The organism is Mycolicibacterium sediminis (assembly GCF_010731735.1).
Taxonomy (GTDB): Bacteria; Actinomycetota; Actinomycetes; order Mycobacteriales; family Mycobacteriaceae; genus Mycobacterium; species Mycobacterium sediminis.
In genome coordinates this window covers 3437453-3460836 of the sequence record NZ_AP022588.1, presented here as the reverse complement: position 1 = coordinate 3460836, position 23384 = coordinate 3437453, and the positions used below count along the sequence as shown (strand labels likewise).

At 71.1% G+C, this 23384-nt stretch carries 6 protein-coding genes; all 6 read left to right on the top strand.

What is annotated here, in order from left to right:
- The first annotated feature begins 695 nt into the window (after positions 1-695).
- Genes G6N64_RS16480 through G6N64_RS16455 form a run of 6 tightly spaced genes read left to right on the top strand, consistent with a single transcriptional unit; the run spans position 696 to position 23375 of the window.
- A complete protein-coding gene (locus G6N64_RS16480) occupies positions 696-2450 on the top strand; it encodes an AMP-binding protein (RefSeq protein ID WP_163798017.1) in 1755 nt (584 codons plus the stop codon).
- Entirely contained in the window at positions 2447-7210 is a 4764-nt protein-coding gene (locus G6N64_RS16475; protein ID WP_163798016.1) for an SDR family NAD(P)-dependent oxidoreductase, read from the top strand. The genes G6N64_RS16480 and G6N64_RS16475 overlap by 4 nt, the downstream gene beginning before the upstream one ends.
- Positions 7207-12549, top strand: a complete 5343-nt coding sequence (locus G6N64_RS16470; RefSeq protein WP_163798015.1) for a type I polyketide synthase — start codon at positions 7207-7209, stop codon at positions 12547-12549. The genes G6N64_RS16475 and G6N64_RS16470 overlap by 4 nt, the downstream gene beginning before the upstream one ends.
- Complete coding sequence (locus G6N64_RS16465) at positions 12549-17954, top strand: type I polyketide synthase (RefSeq protein WP_246230679.1); 5406 nt, start codon at positions 12549-12551, stop codon at positions 17952-17954. Before G6N64_RS16470 ends, G6N64_RS16465 begins: the two co-directional genes overlap by 1 nt.
- On the top strand, positions 17951-22375 hold the full coding sequence (locus tag G6N64_RS16460) for a type I polyketide synthase (RefSeq protein WP_264002293.1): 4425 nt from the start codon (positions 17951-17953) through the stop codon (positions 22373-22375). Before G6N64_RS16465 ends, G6N64_RS16460 begins: the two co-directional genes overlap by 4 nt.
- Positions 22368-23375 carry an efflux ABC transporter ATPase subunit, DrrA-related gene (locus G6N64_RS16455; protein WP_163798014.1) on the top strand — a complete coding sequence of 336 codons (1008 nt, stop codon included), beginning with the start codon at positions 22368-22370 and terminating at the stop codon, positions 23373-23375. The genes G6N64_RS16460 and G6N64_RS16455 overlap by 8 nt, the downstream gene beginning before the upstream one ends.
- Positions 23376-23384 lie beyond the last annotated feature (9 nt).

The window sequence follows — 23384 nt, the reverse complement described above, 5'->3', positions numbered from 1 at the left end:
ACCGGCGTGAGCCGTCCTGCGTGTGAAGTTATTGAGAATTTGCTGTGACTTCTGCAGCAACATTTCGATGATTGCCACGCGAGAATCGGCCCCGGTCGGGGCCTCGCCGATCCGCCTGACGGCGTGCCTCGACGGGCACCAGGTGCGCGCGTTCCGCGCCGGTTCGTGCAACGTCGGGTGTGCTTCGTCTCGACGACGTGTCACGGTCCGTCGTGGCCAGCGTGAGGGCTGTTCCAGACGTTTCTCGGGGCCGTCGGCCCGCGAATTGACGATGCTGAAACCCTACTCGTCAGTAAGGAAGATGACACGTCTCTGACGTCGTATTTCGGCAGATTCGGCCACTTTGACGACCCCGGCGCACGTGACGCCCGCCACAGCTCGGCGCACGGACCCCGCGTAGGTCGGCTTTGCTGGGCGAAGGCATGGCCGCGGTCGACCTCGGGCACCCCATATGACGTCCTCCGCGTGCCGAATGAGCAAACGTCCCGCCCCAGGTAAGGCGTGTACCAGGCCCGTCTGCACCACTTCGGCAACCGCGCACCGGGACCGCGCTGCATGGCACCGGATCGAATGATTTGCGCAGAAGTGCTAGTTTCGAACTAGAAATTTGCTACGAACTCGTCATCGGGCGAGAAACCGGTAGCCCGCGAACCCGATGACCACACGTGGGAAAGTCAGTAGGAAGGGTCTTACACATGTCCGAGATCGCGTCGTCAATCCCAGCTGCGCTCCGTCAGAACGCCCAGCAGCAGCCCTCGGCCCCGGCCTTCACCTTCACCGATTACGAGTTCGACCCGAACGGCACCTCCGACACGCTGACGTGGTCGCAGGCGTACGGCCGGGTACGCGTCCTCGCCGCGGAGATCGCGCGGTACGGAACGCCCGGCGACCGCGTCGCGATCATCGCGCCCCAGGGTCTCGACTACATCGTCGGCTTCCTCGCCGCGATGGAGGCCGGCCGCGTCGCCGTACCCCTGTCGGTACCTCAGGGAGGCAGCCACGACGAACGGGTGTCGGCCGTCATCGAGGACTGCGCCCCGGCAGTCATCCTCACCACGCTGGCCGTCTCGGACGACGTCGCGAGCTACGCACGGGAGGACCCGGCCCAGGCCCCCATCGCCGTCATCGAGATCGACGCCCTGGATCTCGACGGGCCCCCGCCCGCCGTGGCCGACTCCGCACTAGCCGGCACCAAGATCGCGCTGCTGCAGTACACCTCGGGCTCGACCCGGCGCCCCGCAGGCGTCATGGTGACCCACCGCAACATCGTCGCCAACCTGGAGCAGGTCTTCTCCGACTACTTCGAGGAGTACGGCGGCTTCCCGCCTGCAGACACCTCGCCGGTGTCGTGGCTGCCCTTCTACCACGACATGGGCCTGCTGCTGGGAATCTTCGCGCCCGTCGCCGGATGCCTGCACGCTCACGTCATCTCGCCCATGGCCTTCCTGCAGAAGCCCGCGAGGTGGGTGCAGATGCTGGCCGACAACACCAAGACCTTCTCGGCGGCACCGAACTTCGCCTTCGAACTCGCGGCCAAGCGCACCACCGACGAGGACATGGACGGCCGCAAGCTGACCGACGTACTCGGCATCATCAGCGGCAGCGAACGCATCCATGCCGCCACGGTCCGCCGGTTCGACGACAGGTTCACTGGCTTCGGCCTGCCCGACAGCGCGCTCCTGCCGTCCTACGGATTGGCCGAGGCCACCCTTTACGTGGCATCGCTGGCCCCCGGGCGCGTGCCCGAGACCGCGTGGTTCGATCCCGAGAAGCTCTCCGCAGGGCACGCCGAGCGCGTGTCCGAGGGCGCGGGAACCGAATTGATCACCTACGGCCCGATGCGCGCCAGCATGCTGCGCATCGTCGATCCCGAGACCCACGCCGAGAAGCAGGCCGGCATGTTGGGCGAGATGTGGGTCCACGGCGACAACGTCGCCGCGGGCTACTGGCGCAACACCGAGGCCACGTCCCACACCTTCGGCGGCCGGATCACCGAGCCCAATCCCCACACGCCGCACGGACCGTGGCTGCGCACCGGAGATCTCGGCGTGATGTCCGAGGGCGAACTCTTCATCGTGGGACGGATCAAGGACCTGCTGATCGTCGACGGGCGCAACCACTACCCGGACGACATCGAGGCCACCGTCCAGGAGTTGACCGGCGGTCGCGCCGTCGCGATCTCGGTGACCCGCAACGAGACCGAGCAGCTGGTGGTCGTCGCCGAGGTGAAGGGCCGGGGTGACACCGAGGAGGAGATCCAGAGCCGCTTCGACCGCATCAAGCGCGATCTGGTGTCGGCGATCTCGCGCGTGCACAGCGTGCGCGTGTCCGACGTGATGCTGGTCGGCCCCGGTTCGCTGCCCATCACGACGAGCGGCAAGGTGCGTCGCGCGTCCTGCGCCGAGTACTACGGCCGTGGTGCGTTCAGCCGCCTGGACCTCTCCGAATGACCGATGCCCTCGACGCGGCCGACCTCCGGCACTGGCTGACCGACTATCTGGTCACCACCATCGGCTGCAGCCCGGACGACGTCGACCCGAATGCGTCCTTCAACGACCTCGGCGTCGGCTCCAGGGACTCGGTGGTGCTCTCGGGCGTTCTCGCCGAACGCATCGGCCGGGCAGTGTCGCCGGTGGAGTTCTGGGAACACCCCACGATCAACTCGCTGGCACGGTTCCTCACCGAGCCGGAGCCGGAACCGTCGCTGGAACCGGCGGCCCAGCGCGGCGGCGGCTCGATCGACGAGCCCATCGCCGTCATCGGGCTCGGTTGCCGCTTCCCGGCCGGCATCGACGGCCCCGAGGGCCTGTGGCGATTCCTCGACGACGGCGGTTCGGCCATCACCGAGGTCCCCGCGGACCGGTGGACGCCCTTCGACGACGGCTCGGCCGAGGTCGCCGCGCTGTTGAAGGACACCACCAAGTGGGGGTCGTTCCTCGACGACGTCGACGCCTTCGACGCGGAGTTCTTCGACATCATGCCGCGTGAAGCGGCGAAGATGGATCCCCAGCAGCGGCTCCTGCTCGAAGTCGCCTGGGAGGCACTCGAACACGCGGGCACCGCGCCGAACACGCTGCGCCACAGCCAGACCGGCGTCTTCATCGGCGCCTGCGTCAGCGAGTACGGGTACCTCGCCTCGGCGGACCTTCCCACCGTCGACGCGTGGAACAACACCGGCGGCGCGCTGAGCATCATCGCCAACCGGCTCTCCTACTTCCTCGACCTGCGCGGGCCCTCACTGACCGTCGACACGGCGTGTTCGTCCTCGTTGGTCGCGATCCACCTCGCCTGCCAGAGCCTGCGGACGGGCGACTCCGACGTCGCGCTCGCCGGCGGCGTGAACCTGCTGATGTCGCCCGCCGTCTTCCGCGGCTTCGACCAGGCCGCAGCGCTGTCGCCGACGGGTGCGTGCCACTCCTTCGACGCCGCCGCCGACGGTTTCGTGCGCGGCGAGGGGTGCGGCGTCGCCGTGCTCAAACGCCTCTCCGACGCCCAGCGCGACGGTGACCGCGTGCTGGCCGTCGTCCGCGGGTCCGCGGTCAACCAGGACGGCAGGTCCAACGGTCTGATGGCCCCCAATCCGGCGGCACAGATGGCGGTGTTGCGCAGGGCCTACGAGAACGCCGGTGTCTCGCCGCGCGACGTGGACTACGTCGAGGCGCACGGCACGGGAACCTTCCTCGGAGACCCGATCGAGGCCCGTGCGCTCGGGACCGTCCTCGGTCGCGGCCGCCCCGCCGACGCACCGCTGCTCATCGGAGCCGTCAAGTCCAACCTCGGGCACCTCGAGGCCGCCGCGGGCATCGCCGGGTTCATCAAGACGGTGCTCTCCGTCCAGCGCGCGCGGATCCCCGGCAACCACCACTTCGACACCCCCAACCCGCACATCGCGTTCGACAAGCTCAGGTTGCAGGTCGCCGCGGCCCATCAGGACTGGCCCACCCACGGCCGGGCCCGTCGCGCCGGGGTGTCGTCCTTCGGCTTCGGCGGCACCAACGCCCACATCGTGCTCGAGCAGGCCCCCGCCGGCGTCGCCGGTGCGGCGGTCGACCTCCCCGAGATCACCACGCTGCCGATCTTCGGCAAGACCGATGCCCGGGTGGCCACGACGGCAGCCGCACTCGCCGACTGGATGACCGGTGCAGGCGCGGGCGTGCCACTCGCCGACATCGCCCACACACTGCGTCACCACCGCGATCCGTCCAACCGGGTCGCGTCGATCTGCGCCAGGGACCGGGATCAGGCTCTCGCGGGACTGCGGGCGCTCGCCGCCGGCGAGCCGGCCGACACCGTCGTGGAACCGGGCGCCGGTCCGACGCGCTCGGGGACCGTGTTCGTCTACTCCGGGCAGGGCTCGCACTGGACCGGGATGGGCCGCCGCCTCCTCGCGGACGAGCCGGCCTTCGCCGCCGCGATCGCCGAGCTGGAGCCGACGTTCGTCGAGCGGGTCGGGTTCTCGCTGCATCAGGTGCTCAGTGAGGGCGAAGAAGTCCGCGGCGACGCACGGGTGCAGCCCGTGCTCGTCGGACTGCAGTTGGCGCTCACCGCGCTGTGGCGCTCCTACGGCGTGCATCCCGACGCCGTGATCGGCCATTCGGTGGGCGAGGTCAGCGCCGCCGTGGTGTCCGGAGCACTGAGCGTGGCCGACGGCCTGACCGTCGTCGCGCACCGCTCCCGGCTGATGTCCCGGCTCGCCGGGCAGGGAGCGGTGGCGCTGCTCAAGCTCGACTCCGACGCCACCGAGGTCGCGATCGCCGACTTCGCCGACGTGAGCATCGCCGGTCGCCTGGCGCCGAACCAGACCGTGATCGCGGGCCTGCCCGACCAGGTGGACGCGGTGATCGCCGCGGTGAGCGCGCAGAACCGGTTCGCTCGGCGCGTCAACATGGAGGTCGCCTCCCACACCGCACTGATGGACGAGGTACTGCCGGAACTGCGGACGCAACTGGCCGGCCTCAGCCCGAATTCGCCTGCCATCCCGTTCTTCTCGACGGTGCAGGACCCGATGGGCGCACCGGTGCACGACGCCGAGTACTGGGCGGCGAACGTGCGCCGGCCCGTTCTCTTCGCCGACGCGGTCGTGGCGGCAGCGCGCGACCACGGCACCTTCGTCGAGATCAGCGCGCACCCGATTCTCGCCTCGGCCGTCGCCGAGACGCTCGAGTCAGATCCGCACCTGAGCATCGGCACCCTGCGCCGCGATGGGGACGACACACTCAACTTCCATCTCGGCGTGGCGACGGTGAGTCCCCTGTCACCCACCGCACCGCACCCGCCGGAGCCGCATCCGCTGTTGCCGACCACTCCGTGGCATCACGGCCGCCACTGGATCAGCGTCGCCGCGCCACGACGCATCGCCGCCGCCGCCACCGACGGGGTCCCCGCCGAGTGGTTCAGCGAGATGACCTGGCCGCAGAAGGATCTGGCCACGCCGGCGCCGCAGACCGTGGGCTCGTGGCTAGTCGTCGGCGACGACGACGTGGTGGCGGAGGTCGTCGCGGCGCTCGGCCCTCGGATCCACGTCAACGCGCTGGCTCCCTCGGCTCTCGAGGACGCCGAGCCGGCCACCCTGGTCGACGTCCTGGCCGGCACCAGCCACGTGGTCTACGCGCCCGGCGTCACGTCGTCGGGCCTCGACGCCGAGACCGGCTACCGCCTGTTCGGTTCGGCCAAGGCGCTGACGACGGCCATCACACGGTTGATGTTGCCGCCCAAGCTGTTCCTGCTGACCCGGGATGCCCAACCGATCGCCGAGGGCGACGCCGCCAACCCCGCGCAGGCGGTGCTGTGGGGCCTCGGCCGCACGCTGGCCCTCGAGCACCCCGAGATCTGGGGTGCCGTCATCGACGTCGAGGCGACCACCTCGGCGCCGGAGATCGCGCGCATCGTGCTGGCCGAGGCCACCGGAAGCGACGGAGAGGATCAGGTCGTCCATCGCGGCGGGTCCCGGCACGTGCCGCGGCTGCGTCGTGTCACGCCCGACCTGGCTGACGCGATCCCCCTGGACGGCGATCACTGCCACCTCGTCATCGGGGCGACCGGCAACATCGGCCCATACCTCATCGCGCAGTTGGCCGACATGAAGGCGTCGACCGTCGTCGCGGTGTCCCGCAATCCCGGGGAGCGACTCGACGACCTGGCTGCGGCGCTGGCGGAGAAGGGCTCGACGCTGATCACCGTCGCCGCGGACGCCGCGGACGAGGGCGACATGCGGGCACTGTTCGACCGCTTCGGCGCGGACCTCCCGCCGCTCGGTGGGATCTATCTCGCGGCGTTCGGCGGCGGACCGGTCACCCTGGCCGACATGACCGACGAGCACGTCGCCGCGATGTTCCGTCCGAAGCTCGACGTGCTGGCGCTCCTGCACGAACTCTCGCTGTCGCATGCGGTGCAGCGGTTCGTGCTGTTCTCGTCGATCTCGGGCCTGCTCGGTTCCCGGTGGCTCGCGCACTACGCGGCGACCACCACCTACCTGGACACGTTCGCCTACGCCCGCCGCGCCGCGGGTCTTCCTGCGACGACGGTCAACTGGGGCTTCTGGAAGTCGCTGGCCGACCATCAGAGCCCGGAGGAACTGAACGTGACCGTGGCGTCCGGCCTCATCCCCATGAGCGACGACGTCGCGATCGCGGCGCTGAGCACGGTCACCGCTCCGACGGCCGCGGTGCGGTCGTGCGTGGTGGCGGCCGACTGGGATCTGCTGGCGACCGCCTACCGCACGCGTGCGTCGCTGCACGTCATCGACGACCTGATCGCGGGTGCGGACGCCCCGGTGTCGGACGTGTCCGGTGGCGGCGGTCCGGTGTCGGTGCCCAGCACCGACTTCCGCCAGTCGCTGCGGGAGCGTGAGCCCGAGGGCAGGCGCGCGCTGCTGACCCAGCACGTGACCGCGCTCGTCGCGACGGTGATGGGCCTTGATTCGCCGCACTCGCTGGATCCGAAGGCCGGGTTCTTCCACTTCGGCATGGACTCCCTCATGAGCGTCACGCTGCAACGGGCGCTCACCACGAGCCTGGGCATCTCGGTGCCGGCGTCGGTGGTGTTCGACTACCCCACCGTCGAGGCCCTCGTCGGGCATCTCGCCGACACCCTGCCCGAATTCGGCGACGACACGACCGGCCCGGCCGGCGACGACGACCGGGACTACGACCACCTGTCCGAAGACGAACTCTTCGCGCTACTCTCCGAAAGGTTGGGCTCTTCTCGATGACGGCCCCGTCACAGGATCGCCGCGCGATCATCACCGAGGCACTGCGCACGATCGATGATCTGACCGCGCGTCTCGAGGTCGCCGAACACGGCCAGACCGAACCGATCGCCGTGGTGGGCCTGGGATGTCGACTCCCCGGCGGGGTCCACGGGCCCGGCCGGTACTGGGACCTGTTGAAGAACGGCGAGAGCGGTGTCGTTCGCGTCCCCGCGTCGCGCTGGGACGCCGACGAGTACTTCAACGCCGACAGCTCCGTCCCCGGCACGATCTGCACCCGGGACGGTGGCTTCCTGACCTCGTGGGAGCCGGCCGAGTTCGACGCCGAGTTCTTCGGGCTGTCGCGCCGGGAGGCCGCGGCGATGGACCCGCAGCAGCGGCTGTTCCTCGAGGTCGCGTGGGAGGCCATCGAGGACGCCGGGCTGAACCCGGACACCCTGCGTGGATCGCGCACCGGCATCTACGTCGGCATGACCACCAACGACTACTCCCTGACCTTCGCCAACAAGCTGGCGCCCCAGGACATCGATCCGCACATCCCGTTCGGCAACGCCTCGAACTTCGCGGCGGGCCGGTTGGCCTACTTCCTCGGCGTGCACGGTCCCGCCATGGTCCTGGACACCGCCTGCTCCTCGTCGCTGGTCTCGATTCACCTCGCGTGCGAGAGCCTGCGCAGGCGGGAGAGCGACACCGCTCTCGCCGCGGGCGTCAACCTGATCCTGACTCCCGACAACAGCATTGCGTGCTCGCAGTGGGGAATGCTGTCTCCCGGAGGCCAGTGCAAGTCGTTCGACGCCGACGCCGACGGGTACGTGCGCAGCGAGGGTGCCGGCGTGGTCGTGCTGAAGCGGCTCGGCGACGCCATCGCCGCCGGTGACCGCGTGCTCGCCGTCGTCCGCGGCTCGGCGGTCAACCAGGACGGACCGAGCAGCGGCCAGACCGTGCCGAGCGGACCCGCGCAGCAGGCGCTGATCCGCCAGGCGCTGGCCACCTCCGGGTTGTCCCCCTCCGACATCGACTACGTCGAGGCGCACGGCACCGGAACGGCGCTGGGCGATCCCATCGAACTCGACGCGCTCAGCGGGGTGTTCGCCGACCGTGGCGACGCAGCACCCCTCGTCCTCGGTTCGGTCAAGACCAACCTCGGCCACCTCGAGTCGGCTGCCGGCGTCGCCGGGTTCATCAAGACCGTGCTCAGCCTGCACAACGGGTACATCCCCAGGCACCTCAACTTCGAGCAGCTCACCCCGCGCGCGGGCGAGGGCGCGGCACGGTTCACCATCGCCGCGGACGGCATGGAGTGGCCCGCTCACGACGGGCCGCGTCGCGCGGGAGTCTCGTCGTTCGGCGTCAGCGGCACCAATGCCCACCTCGTCGTGGAGCAGGCGCCCCACTCGACGGTCGAACCCGTTGCGCCGCAACCCGAGCCCATCGTCAGCACCATCGTCGTCTCCGGCAAGACCGCGGCTCGGGTCGAGGCCTCGGCCGCGGCGCTGGCCGACTGGATGTCCACCGCCGGCAGCGGCGTCGCCCTGTCGGAGGTGGCCCACACCGTCAACCACCACCGGGCGCGGCACGGTAAGTACGTCACGGTGACCGCACGCGACCACCGGCAAGCCGTCGCGAGCCTGCGCGCCGTGGCGGCCGGCGGGACCGCCGACGGCGTGACCTCGCTGCGGGACCGAACCCGCGCTCCCGGAACGGTCTTCGTGTTCTCCGGGCAGGGCTCGCAGTGGCACGGGATGGGCAGGCGACTGCTCGCCGACGAGCCGGCATTCGCGGCCGCGATCGCCGAACTCGACACCGACTTCGTCACCCAGGTCGGGTTCTCCCTGCGGGAGGCACTCGAGTCCGACGCGCCGCTGCAGGGCATCGCCCGCATCCAACCCGTCCTGGTGGGCGTGCAACTCGCGCTGGCCGCGCTCTGGCGTTCCTACGGCGTCGAACCCGACGCGGTCATCGGCCACTCGATGGGCGAGGTCGCCGCATCCGTGGTCGCCGGTGCGCTGAGCCCCGCCGACGGACTCCGGGTCATCGCCACCCGCTCACGTCTCATGGCACGGCTGTCCGGGCAGGGTGCCATGGCACTGCTGGAGATGGACGCCGAGTCCGTGACGGCGCTCATCGCCGACCATCCCGGCGTCTCGGTGGCCGTGTACGCGTCACCGCGCCAAACCGTGATCGCCGGACCGCCGGAGCAGGTGGACGCGGTGGTCGACGTGGTCAGCGCCGCGGACAGGCTGGCCCGCCGCGTCGAGGTCGACGTCGCCTCGCACCATCGCACGGTGGACTCCATCCTGCCCGAATTGCGTTCTCAGCTGGCCGGTCTCGCGCCGCGGACGCCGACCGTCCCCGTCTACGTCACGACGGGTGACGCGGTCGCCGACTCCTCCGGCACGCTGTTCGATGCGGACTACTGGGCGCAGAATCTGCGCAACCCGGTGCGCTTCACGCAGGCCGTCGCCGCGGCGGCGTCGGACCACGGCTCGTTCGTGGAGATCAGCCCCCATCCGGTGCTGACCCACGCCATCGCCGACACCCTCGCCGACGGCACGCATGCCATCCTGCCCACGCTGCTGCGCGACGCCGACGAGACGGTGACGTTCCACACGAACCTCAACTCGGTCGCCGTCCCTGCGCCGCCCCATCCGGCGGAGCCGCATCCCGAGCTACCCACCACCCCCTGGCACCACACCTCGCACTGGATCACCACCGAGGGACAGGCGTTGGCGACGAACCGGGCACCGGCACCGGGAACCCTGATGGGGGAACGGTTCAGCGTCTCGGGCACCTCCCCCACGCTGCTCTGGCAGGCCAGGCTGCACCCGGACGCGACGCCGTACCCCGGTGGGCACCGCGTCCACGGTGTCGAGCTGGTACCGGCATCCATTCTCCTGCAGACGCTGTCGCTCGCGGCGCGCGAGACCGGGACGCCCGCGCTCGCCGACGTGCGGTTCGACTACCCGATCGTCCTGGATCAGCCGCGGATCGTTCAGGTGGTCGCCGACGGCGAATCGGTCACCGTGTCGTCGCGGACCGCGACGGACACCGGTTCTCAGCACTGGACCCGACATGCCGGCGCCCGTGTCTCCCCACCCCTCGACGAGCCCGCGGTCGCGACCGATCGGGCCGTCGCCGGTGCCGTCACGAACTGGGACGCGGCGTCGGTCGCCGAACTGCAGCGCACGTGGAACGTCGAAGGCCACCCGTTCCCGTGGTCGATACCGTCGTGCGAGTCCACCCCGGACGGAGCACGCGCCCAGGTCGAGCTGCCCGAGGCGTCGGCCGCCGCACTGCTCGACGCCGGGATCAGCGTCGCCCGCCTCGCGGACGCCGCGAATCCGCGGATGATGGCGCCGGCCGGCCTGGAATCGCTTGCTGTTCACGACGACCGCCTGACGGCACGGGCCTCGATCGAGGTCCTCCGACGCACGAGAAGCGACGACGAACTGATCGTCGACGTCGTCGTGCGCACGCCGGAGGGCGCCGTCTGCATCGACGTGCGCGGTCTGCGGTACGCGAGCATCGACGCGACGGCCGACACCGGCGGCGGTGACCCCCACGCGCTGGTGCACGCCATCGACTGGCAGCCGTGGGCGGGGGCCGACGTCAAGGCCTCCGCGGAGGCGGCAGGCGCGGTCGCCATCGTGGGCGACGTCGCCGCCGCTGGTGCACTGGGAGACGGACTGGTCCGCGCCGGCTTCGCCGCGGGTGACGTCGGCACCGCCCGCTACGTCGTCTACGTGGCCGGTTCGGCCGTCGGCGAATCCGACGTCGACGCCGCGACGCGCCTGACCACGGAACTCGCCGATCTCGTCGGGAACCTCGCACGGCGGCCCGACGACCAGCCCGCCACGCTGTGGATCCTCACGCGCGGCGTCCGCGAGGCCCCGTCCGACGCCGTCCTCCCCCAGAGCGCGCTGTGGGGTCTGGCCGGAGTCATCGGCGCCGAGCAACCCGAACTCTGGGGTGGTCTGCTCGACCTGCCCGCCGACCAGGAGGTCGCCGACCACGCCGCCGCGCTGGCCGCGCTGCTGCCCGTCGCCGCGAAGTCCATTCTGGCGGCGCACGACGGCGCCCTGTTCGCCCCCGCGCTCGCACCGGTGACCGGCGATCCGGTCCGCGAACCACTGCGGTGCCGGCCCGACGCGTCCTACCTCGTCACCGGCGGCATGGGTGCGCTCGGCCTGCTCATCGCCGACTGGCTCGTCGACCGCGGTGCACGACGCCTGGTCCTCGCCGGTCGCACGCCGCTGCCGCCGCGTCGGACGTGGGACGGCGACGGCGTCACCGACGCGCAGCGCGACGTCATCGCCGCCATCCGGGCCCTGGAACGCCGGGGCGCCGCCGTCGACGCCGTCACGCTCGACGTCGGGTCCGCGCAGGAGGTCCGATCCCTGCTCGATCAGCGCGACGCGGCAGGCGCGCCGCCGATCCGCGGCGTCGTCCACGCCGCGGGTGTCACCGAGAGTCAGCTCCTCACCGAGGCGACCGACGAACGGGTGCGAGCCACGATGTGGCCCAAGGTCGCCGGCGCGCGGGTGCTGCACGACGCGTTCCCGCCCGCCGATCTCGACTTCCTGTACTTCACCGCGTCCGCGGGTGCGATCTTCGGCGTGCCCGGCCAGGCCGCGTACGCCGCCGCGAACGCCTACCTGGACTGTCTCGCCCGGGCGCGGCACCACCTGGGCGGGCACACGGTCAGCCTCGACTGGGTCGCCTGGCAGGACCTCGGGTTCGCCAAGGGTGCCCAGTTGGTCGCCGCGGAACTGGCGCGGGTCGGCTCGCGTCCGGTGCACCCGGCGGAGGCCTTCGCCGCCTGGGAGTACGTCAGCGGCCTCGACCTGGCCCAAGCCGCCATGGTCCCGATGCTGGACGACGATTCGGCCACCTCCGGCGATGCGGCACTGCCGGAACGGGACTGGTCGGCGATGTCGCCGGACGAGCTGCGCGACCACCTGCAGGTGGAGTTGCGCACGGTGCTCGCGCACGAACTCCGGCTCCCCGAAGCCGAACTCGAGGTGGACCGACCCTTCGCCGAACTGGGGCTCAACTCCGTCATGGCCATGTCGGTCCGGCGGGACGCCGAACGGCTGGTGGGCATCGAGCTGTCGGCCACGATGCTGTGGAACCACCCGACGATCGCGGCGCTCGCGGCATATCTCGCGAAGCGCGTGGCACCGCAACCACAGTCGGACGACCGCCCCGCCGAGGATCCCACCGGTGCGGCACCGCTCTCGGCACCCAACGACGACCTTCTGGCGGACACCGAGGGCAGCGTGCTGGACGCGCTGTTCGACAGCGTGGAATCCGCAGGGGCAACCAGTAGAGGCAGTATCTGATGACCACCACGTTCGACAGAGTCGCGGCCATGACGGCCGATCAGCGGGCCACGCTGGCCGATCGGTTCGACAAGGCGTCGCGGATCGCCACCGCGGAGCCGGTGGCCGTCGTGGGCATCGGCTGCCGATTCCCCGGTGGCGCAGTCGGACCGGAGGGCTACTGGAACCTCCTCGCCGACGGCGTCGACGCGATCGGCGAGATCCCCGGCGACCGTTGGGACGCGGAGGCGTTCTACGACCCGGACCCGGCGACCCCGGGCCGGATGTCGTCGAAGTGGGGCGGCTTCCTCCCCGACGTCGCGGGATTCGACGCCGACTTCTTCGGCATCTCGCCGCGCGAAGCCGAGGCGATGGACCCACAGCAGCGCGTACTCCTCGAGGTGGCGTACGAAGCCCTCGAGCACGCCGGCATCGCGCCCGAGAAGATCAGCGGCACGCGGGCGGCCGTCATGGTCGGGGTGTACTACACGGAGTACCAGGGCGTCTCGGCCGCCAACCCCGACACGATCGACGCCTACAGCGCGACGGGCAACGCGCACAGCGTCGCGGTGGGTCGTGTCGCCTACCTGCTCGGGCTGCGCGGACCCGCCATCGCCGTCGACACCGCCTGCTCCTCGTCGCTGGTGTCGGTGCACCTCGCCTGCCAGAGCCTGCGGTTGAGGGAATCCGACGTCGCCCTCGCCGGTGGCGTGAACCTCATCCTCCGCCCCGAAACCCAACTCGCGCTGTCCAAGTGGGGCATGCTCTCACCCCGCGGCCGCTGCCACTCCTTCGACGCGGGCGCCGACGGCTTCGTCCGCGGTGAGGGCGCGGGCATGGTGGTGCTCAAGCGGCTGACCGACGCCATCCGCGACGGCGACCAGGTGCTGGCCGTGGTGCGCGGCTCCGCCGTGAACCAGGACGGCCGGTCCAACGGGTTGACCGCCCCCAACGCCGGGGCGCAGGAGGACGTCATCACCCGCGCGCTGGGCTCCTCGGACGTGGCCGCACGCTCGGTCCACATGGTCGAGACGCACGGCACCGGCACCTCGCTCGGGGATCCCATCGAGTTCGACGCCCTCGCAAGCATGTACGGCACGGGCGACGCACCGTGCGCCCTCGGCGCGGTCAAGACCAACTTCGGCCACCTCGAGGCGGCCGCGGGCATCGCGGGCTTCATCAAGTCGGTGCTGGCCGTCAATCGCGGCAAGATCCCGCCGAACCTCCACTTCACCGAGTGGAACCCGTCCATCGACGCGTCGGCCACACGTCTGTTCGTCCCGACCCAACTCACCGACTGGCCGGAGACCGACGGCCCCCGGCGCGCCGCGGTGTCGTCCTTCGGCCTCGGGGGGACCAACGCGCACATCGTGGTCGAGCAGGGACCCGACCCCGCGCCCGCGGGTGCCCCGACCGACGGCGTCTCCACGCTGATCGTGTCGGCCAAGACGACCGAACGCCTCGCGTCGACGGCCGCGGCGCTCGCCGACTGGGTCGACGGCGACGGCAGCCGCGTCGCCCTGCCCGACGTCGCACACACCCTGACCCATCACCGGCCGCGCCAACGCGTCACGGCGTCGGTCAGCGCTCTGAACCGCGCCCAGGCGGTCGAGGGGCTCCGGGCCCTGGCGGCCGGACGGGCCGCCGCGGGGGTCGTGCCCGCCCACACCGGCGCCCAGCGGCACCGCACCGTCTTCGTGTACTCCGGTCAGGGCTCGCAGTGGGCCGGCATGGGTCGTCAACTCCTGGCCGACGAGCCCGCCTTCGCCGACGCCGTCGCCGCCCTCGAACCCGACTTCGTCGAGCAGACCGGCTTCTCGCTGCAGCAGGTGCTTCGCGACGGTGAGCAGGTCACCGGCATCGACCGCATCCAGCCCGTCCTGGTCGGGATGCAGCTCGCGCTCACGGCGCTGTGGCGCAGCCACGGCGTCGAACCCGACGCCGTCATCGGGCACTCGATGGGCGAGGTCGCCGCAGCGGTCACCGCGGGCGCGCTGACCCCGGCCGAGGGCCTGAAGGTGATCGCCACCCGGTCGCGGCTGATGGCGCGACTGGCCGGCCAGGGCGCCATGGCGCTCCTGGAACTCGACGCGAAGGCCACCGAGGACCTGATCGCCGACCGTCCCGACGTGACCCTCGCCGTCTACGCGGCACCGAACCAGACCGTCGTCGCCGGTCCGCCTGACCAGATCGATGCGATCATCACTGCCGTGCAGGCCCGCAACAGGCTGGCCCGGTCGGTCGAGGTCGACGTCGCGTCCCACCATCCGACGGTCGACCCGATCCTGTCCGAATTGCGTTCGGCCCTGGCAGATCTGGCGCCGCGCACACCGCGGATCCCGGTGCTCTCCACCACCGGCGGTGACACCGCTCCCGCGTTCGACGCGGCGTACTGGGTGGCCAACCTGCGCAACCCGGTGCGGTTCTCGCAGTCGGTGGCGGCCGCCGCCGCCGACCACGACACCTTCGTCGAGGTCAGCCCGCACCCCGTGCTCACCCACGCCCTCACCGAGTGCCTCGACGCCGCGCCCTCGCGCGGCGACCGGTTGGCCACCGGCACCCTGCGCCGCAACGAGCACGACACCCTGACGTTCCACGCTCAGCTGTCGCTGGTCGCTCCGCCGCAGAGGTCCGACGGGGCAGGCGCCGACCAGCCCGACGGCCACTTCGCCGACGTCCCGCCCACGCCGTGGCAGCACCGCCGCTACTGGCTCGGCAGCGGGTCCGTCGACCGCACGCTGGCCGGCTCCCATCCCCTGCTCGGCAGGCACGTCGAGTTGCCGAACGGACGGGATCACCTGTGGCAGGCCGACGTCGGCACCGACGTCCTGGGCTGGCTCGCCGATCATCAGGTACACGGCCGTCCCGTGCTGCCCGCAGCCGGCTTCGCCGAGATGGCCCTCGCCGCGGGGTGCGAAGCCCTCGCCGTCGAACCGGTCGCCATCACGGTCGAGAGACTGGACGTCGAGCAGATGCTGCCACTCGACGCCGAGACCCGGGTGACCACACAGCTCACCCGCGGCGCCGACGACACGATCCGCGTCGAGATCCACTCCCGGTCGGCACGGGACAACTGGACACGGCACGCCGTCGCGCACGTCTCGCGCACCACCGCCCCGCCCGCCACGGCACCCGTCGCGCCGAGCGACAGCGGCACCGAGGTCCCGGTCAGCGACTTCTACACCGCGCTGCGCCGCACCGGGGCACAGCACAATCGCGCCTTCGCAGCGCTGACCCGGATCGTCCGCACGCCGGGGACGTCCGCCGAAGCCGACATCGAGCTGCCCGACGAGGCCACGGCCAGTCGGGGTTTCCGCATCCATCCCGTCCTGCTCGACGCGGCGCTGCAGACGTTGGCGGCAGCGATGCCGACCCAGTCCGCCGCCGACGCCGCCGAGGCCACCTACCTCCCGGTCGCGTTCGCGACCATGCGCGTCTTCGGCGACCCCGGCAGGCACGCCCGCTGCCGGGCGGAACTCAGCAGTTCCGACACCGACGACGGCGGCAAGATCGGCCACCTCGTGATCATGGACGCCGAGGGCACCCCCACGGCCGAGGTGACCGGGGTGTACCTACGCCTCGTCGAGCGGCGCACCGTACCACTGCCGTTGTCGCAGAAGGTCTTCGACACGACGTGGACACCCGTCGACGCCGTCGGCGATGCCGACGCTGCGCCCGCGGGCAGCTGGTTGCTGCTGTCGGACGGGTCCGACACGGCGGCAGCCGACTTCGCGACGGCCTTCGCCGGACCGCGCCAACGGGTCATCACCGAACGCCTGTCCGACGAGTCCGCCGTGATCGACGCCTTCGCCAGGACCGCGGCCGACCCCGACCTGCCACCGCGTGGCGTCGTCGTCTTCGTCGGACCGTCCGGCACGGCGGCGTCGGACGCCGCACTCGACCGCATCCGCGGCACGATCTCGTCGATCGCAGCCACCCTGCGCGCGACCGTCGGCGGCTGGCACGGCGCCTCCCCGCGGCTGTGGCTCGCCACCCAGCGCGCCCTCGTCGTCGCCGACCGCGAGGAGGGCGATCCGGCCGTCGCGGCGCTCACCGGACTGGTCCGCGTGATCGCCTACGAACACCCCGACGTCCACGCCACCCTGGTCGACCTCGACACCGGCGGCCCGGACGCAGCGGCGGCGCTCACCACCGAACTGCTCACCCCGGGAAGCGATGACGTGATCGCCTACCGCGGCGGACGGCGCCACGTGCAGCGGCTGTCGCGGGCCGAGCTGGGCGCCGTCGACGGTGCCGGCGCACACGGCGTCAGGGCCGAGGGCGCCTACGTCCTCACCGGCGGACTTGGTGGCCTCGGCCTCGTGATCGCGCGCTGGCTGGTCGACCGCGGAGCGGGTCGCGTCGTCCTCAACGGCCGCTCCGGACCGACGGACGAGCAGGTCGAACTCCTCGCAGAACTGCAGAGCCGCGCCCAGGTGGTCTTCGTCCCAGGCGACATCGCCGCCGCGGGTACCGCCGAACGGCTCGTCGAGGCCGCCGAACAGACGGGGTTGGCCCTGCGAGGCGTCATGCACGCCGCCGCCGTCCTGGACGACGGTCTGGTGACTGCGCTCAACGGACCGAACCTGCAACGGGTGTGGGCTCCCAAGGCCACCGGCGCGCTGCGGCTGCACGAGGCCACGGCCAGCCATGCGCTGGACTGGTGGATCGCCTTCTCGTCGGTCGCGTCGCTCTTCGGTTCGCCGGGGCAGGCCGCCTACGCGTCCGCCAACGCCTGGCTCGACGCATTCGTCGCCTGGCGGCGCGCGAACGGTCTGCCCGCCACCACCATCAACTGGGGACAGTGGGCCGAGGTCGGGCTCGCGCAGGCACTGGTCTTCGGTGCGCTGGATCCGATCAGTCCCGCCGAGGGACTCGAGGCCATGGATGCCCTGGTCGGCGCCGACGTCGGCCGGGTCGGCGTGGCGCGCCTGCGCCTCGACCGTGCCGCGGCGGCATTCCCCGAGATCCGCGATCTCGGCTACTTCGCGGGCATGGTCGCCGAACTCGACTCGCTCGACGCCGGCTCCGACTGGGCGGGGGCGGCGGCACTGAGCGACGTCGACCCCTCCGAGGTCACCGCCGTCGTGATGACCCGCCTGCGCGAACGCATCTCGGCGATCATGGGCTACTCCGACCACTCCGCGGTCGGCGAACAACAGCCGCTCATCGAACTCGGGATGGATTCGCTCATGGCGGTCCGGATCAGGAACGCCGCACGCGCAGACTTCGGAGTGGAACCCTCCGTCGCACTCCTGCTGCAGGGAGCCACCGCACGCGACGTGGCGGCCGACCTCGTCGGCCAGCTCGGACTCGGCGCGCCCGAGGCCGACGAACGACCCAACGACCTGCGGAACCGGGCGCACAAGCGCGCCACGGCCCGTCAACGTGCCGCATCGCGGCGAAAGGCAGGACAGCACGGGTGAGTAGCACCACTGAGCCCTCGTCACTGGACTCACTCGACGCGATCGCCGTCGTCGGCATGGCGGGCAAGTTCCCCGGGGCCGAATCGCTCTCGGAGTTCTGGCGCAACCTGCGCGACGGCGTCGAGTCCATCGTCGGAGTGTCCGAGCGCGACCTCGTCGCTGCAGGCGTCACCGAGGCCGCACTGGCCAACCCCGCCTACGTCAGGCGCGCGCCGCTGATGAAGGGCATCGACGAGTTCGACGCCGAATTCTTCGGCTTCACGCCGCAGGCCGCCAGGATGATGGACCCGCAGCACCGGCAGTTCCTGCAGTGCGCGTGGCACGCACTGGAGGACGCCGGTTTCGACCCGAAGACGTTGGAGAGCACCGTCGGCGTCTACGGGACCAGCTCGGCGAGCGGCTACCTGCTGCACAACCTGATGTCGCATCACGATCCACACCGGATCATGGGCCAGGGCGCCAGCTTCGACATGATCAACCTGTCGATGCAGAACGACAAGGACTACCTCACCACCCGGGTGGCCCACCAGTTCGACCTTCGCGGACCGGCGATCTCGGTTCAGACGGCATGTTCCTCGTCGTTGGTCGCCGTGCACATGGCCTGCCAGAGCCTGCTGTCCGGGGAGACCGAGATCGCGCTTGCGGGCGCGTCGTCGATCCGCGTACCGCACGACGTCGGGTACTGGCACGAGCCGGGATCCATGGCGTCGGCGAGCGGTCACTGCCGGCCGTTCGACGTCCGCGCCGACGGCACCGTCTTCGGCAGCGGCGTCGCCATCGTCGTGCTCAAGCCGCTTCAGGCCGCACTCGAGGACGGCGACCGCATCCGCGCGGTCATCCGTGGCTCCGCGATCAACAACGACGGTTCGACGAAGATGAACTACGCCGCCCCCAATGCGGCCGGGCAGGCCGAGGTCATCGCCGAGGCACACGCCATCGCCGAGGTCGACGCCTCCACCATCAGCTACGTCGAGACGCACGGGACGGGCACTCCCCTCGGCGATCCCATCGAGATCGAGGGCCTGCGCCAGGCCTTCGAGCTGTCCACCGAGACACGCCAGGGGCCCTGCGTCATCGGATCCGTGAAGTCCAACATCGGCCACCTCGAGGTGGCATCGGGCATCGCCGGTCTGATCAAGGCCGTCCTGTGCCTCGAGCACGCGGCCATCCCCCCGACCCTGCACTACACGAGCCCCAACCCGGAACTTCACCTCGACCGCGGCCCCTTCCAGGTCGCCGGCGAACTGCGCGACTGGACCTGGGACGGTCCGCGCCGCGCCGGTGTCAGCTCGTTCGGCGTCGGCGGGACCAACGTCCACGTCGTGCTGGAAGAGGCGCCGCAGGCACCTCCCGCCCGCGACTCCGGCAAGCCCGCGGTACTGCTCCTCTCGGCGCGCAGCGCCGACGGCATCGACCAGGCGCGCCACGCGCTCGCCGCCGAACTGTCCGACCCACGGGACTCCCCCGCACTGCCCGACGTGGCGTACACCCTTCGCGAGCGCCGCACGGAACGCGTGCGGATGGCGGCCGTCGTCGCCGACCGAGCCGATGCAGCACGGGTTCTGGGAAGCGCCGAGCATGACGACTTCTTCGTCGGCGAGGCAGTGTCGGGAACCGAGGGCCAGGAGGACCGGGTGGCCTTCGTGTTCCCCGGTCAGGGCGCACAGCACGTCGGCATGGCACGTGGGCTCTACGATTCCGAGCCGGTGTTCGCCGCCCACTTCGACGAGTGCGCGGCAGGGTTCGGCGCCGAACTGGGCATCGACCTCCGCGCGGAGGTCTTCGACGGCACCGCGGCCAACCTGGAGCGCACCGACCGCACCCAGCCCGCGCTGTTCTCCGTGGAGTACGCGCTGGCCAAGCTGCTCGAGTCCTACGGCGTGGTACCGGACGCCCTGGCCGGGCACAGCGTCGGCGAGTACGTCGCAGCCACGCTCGCCGGAGTGTTCGACCTGCCGACCGCGATCAAGGCGGTCTCGCTGCGGGCCCGTCTGATGCACGCCGCGCCCCGCGGCGTCATGGTCGCGGTGGCGCGGTCCCACGCGGAGATCGCCGAATACATCGGCGACGACGTCGATCTCGCCACCGTCAACGACCCCGGTAGTTGCGTGGTCGCCGGCAGCGAGGACGCGATCCGCTCCTTCCAGGAGCGACTGACCCAGGTCGGCATCTCCGCGCGCCGGGTCCGGACGTCGCACGCCTTCCACTCCCGGCTGATGGACGGGGTGGTGCCCGAGTTCCGTGCCTTCATGTCCCGCCTGACGCTGAACGAGCCCCGGATCCCGTTGCTGTCCAACGTCACCGGGACCTGGATGACCGCCGCCGAGGCGACCGATCCGGCCACCTGGGCCACCCAGATCCGGTCCACCGTGCGATTCGCCGACGAGCTGGACGTGCTGCTGTCGCACCCCTCTCGCGTCGTCGTCGAGGTGGGTCCGAGCGGCACCCTCACCTCGTCGGCGGCCCGCCACACCCGGTGGTCCCCCGATCACCGTGCGGTGCGTCTCATGCGCCACCACGCGCAGGAGAGGAACGACCGGGACGTCTTCCTGCTCGGATTGGGAGCGCTGTGGTCGGCGGACGTCGAGGTCGACTGGTCTCCCCTGGCGGGAGACACCGCACCGCAACGGGTCTCGCTGCCCGGGTACCCGTTCGCGCGTGAGCGCCACTGGGTCGAGTACGCCGGTGCCGGCACCTGGGGCAACGGGTCGACCGTCGGCGGCGCGCCCGCGTCGGCGCCCGCCGCGCACACCGGCGCGGTCGACGGCGTCGGCAACATGGAGGCGACGCTGCAGCGCATCTGGGCGCAGTGCCTGGGTCTCGGCACCATCGACGCGGGCGCCAACTTCTTCGACATCGGTGGCGACTCCCTGGTCGCCATCAGCGTGGCGATGACCGCGTCCAACGAGGGCCTGGACCTCACGCCGCAGGACGTCTACGAGAACCAGACGATCGGTGGGCTCGCGAAGATGCTCACCGCACGCTACGAGGGTGGCCTCTCCAGGCAGACCGCGGGCGACTCCGGTCATTCCCCGGTCCCCCCGAACGTCGTGGCGTTCCTCGAGCACGGACTCCGCGAGCCGGACCGGTGGCGCATACCTCTGCTGCTGAACCTCGCACCGCACGTGACGAGCGACCACGTCCGGGCCGTCCTGGCCGCGGTGGTCGATCACCACGACGCACTCCGCGTGCGGGTGGTCGAGCAAGCGGGTACGTGGGAGCAGCGCGTCGTCGAGCCCGGAGAGTTCACCGCGCTGACCACCGCGTCCCTGCCGGCGGGGCTGGCGCCGGGCAGTCCCGAGGAGCGGCAGGCCGTTCGGGACCTCGTCGACGAGCACCTCCGTGCCGGCGACGGCGTCGCCGATCCGTTGCACGCCATCCTCGTCCAGAACCCGTCCGACGGGTCGAGCCACCTGGTGCTGTCCCTGCACGGCACGGTCGGTGACGCCGCGTCCCGTGACGTCCTGCTCGGCGATCTCTTCACCGCGTTCGGTCAGCGACTCGCCGGCCACGAGATCGAACTGGCCCGCGTGGCCACCTCGTGGGAGCAGTGGTCCCAGCGCTGTGCCGCGTTGGCCACCCACCCTGCCGTGATCGAGAGTCGCGACTACTGGCTGCGTGTCGCCGGGGGCGCCACCCTCGACGTCGCACGCGCACCGGACCGCAAGCCGGGTCTCGACGACCTGGCCCGGATCTCGACGGTGCTCACCGACCTCGACACCGAACGGCTCGACGATGCGCGGCGCGAACTGCGCATACCCGTGGGTGACGTCCTGCTCGCCGCACTCGGCCGCGTCCTCGCGTCCCAGTTCGGGGACGGGGTCGCCACCATCGACGTCGAAGGTCAGGGTCGGTCGGTGCTGAAGCCGGACGTCGACCTGCGTCGCACCGTCGGCTCGATCACCACGACCTTCCCGATGGCGCTCTCGTGTGACCGACGCATGGAGGCGCGCGAACTCCTCGACGGCGTGCGCGACGGGTTGACGGCCGTGCCGCACTACGGCATCGGCTACGGGCTGCTGCGCTACGTGTTCGCGCCCACCGCACGGCAGCTCGCGGCCACGCGTCCCGCCGACGTCCTGTTCACCCACGCCGGCGCCATCCCCGACCTGCCTCCCACCGAGGACAGCGCGGTAGCCCTCGACGCCGACACCGCGATGCCGGTGCGGGACGCACCACCGGGTCTTGGTCACGCACTGGAGTTGCGGGCGTTCCGTTCCGCGGGGGTGCTCCATCTCGACTGGTGGTACGACACCGGCCGGATCGAGCCCGCCGTCGTAGAGGCGCTCTCCGCGCACTTCCCCACCGCCCTCGCCGATCTCGTCATCGACGTGATGGCCCAGGCCGGCTTCGACGCCGGCGACGAATTGGAGCTCATCGACTTGTCCTCACCTGACATCGGCAGTGAACTGCATGCGTGACACGACGGCGGCAGTCACCGTAGAGGGACTGCGCAAGACATTCGGAACGGTGGAGGCCGTTCGCGGGATCAGCTTCGAGGTGGCGCGCGGCGAGGTGCTCGCACTGCTCGGGCCCAACGGCGCGGGCAAGACCACCACGGTCGACATGCTGTCCACGTTGACCACGCCGTCCGGCGGGCGGGCGGTGGTAGCCGGTCACGACGTCGCCAAGGACCCGGCGGGAGTGCGCCAGTCGATCATGCTGACCGGCCAGCACGTCGCCCTCGACGACATGCTCACGGGTCGGGAGAACCTGATCATGTTCGGCCGCCTGCAGGGGCTCCGCAAGGCCGTCGCACGGTCGAGGGCGGACGACCTGCTCGAGCAGTTCGACCTCGTCGAGGCCTCGACGCGCAAGGTCAGCACGTACTCGGGCGGCATGCGCAGGCGCATCGACATCGCCTGCGGTCTGGTGGTGCGCCCGCAGGTCGTCTTTCTCGACGAGCCGACGACGGGCCTCGATCCCCGCAGCCGGCAAGCGATCTGGGATCTGGTGTCGGCGTTCAAGGCGGCCGGCATCGCCACCCTGCTGACGACCCAGTACCTCGAGGAGGCCGATCAGCTCAGCGACCGCATCGTGGTCATCGACCACGGCACGATCATCGCCGAGGGCACCGCCGACCAACTCAAGGAACGGACCGGGGCGACCTACTGCGAGATCGTGCCGCGCAGCGCCAACGACATGCGGGCCACCGTCGCCGCGCTGGGCCCGCTGCTCCCGGCACGCAACCGGGCCGCGCTCACCGCGGAGTCGAACAAGATCTCGATGCCCGCGCCGGACGGCGCCAACACCCTGGCCCAAGCGCTGCACCGGCTGAACGCGGCCGGCATCGAACTGTCCGACATCGCTCTGCGACGTCCGTCGCTCGACGAGGTCTTCCTGTCGCTCACCAGTGGCAACACCGTCCGGTTCCCCGAGTCGGCCGCAGGGCGGCCGACGCAGGAGAAGGAAGTCTCGTGACCTCGGCCA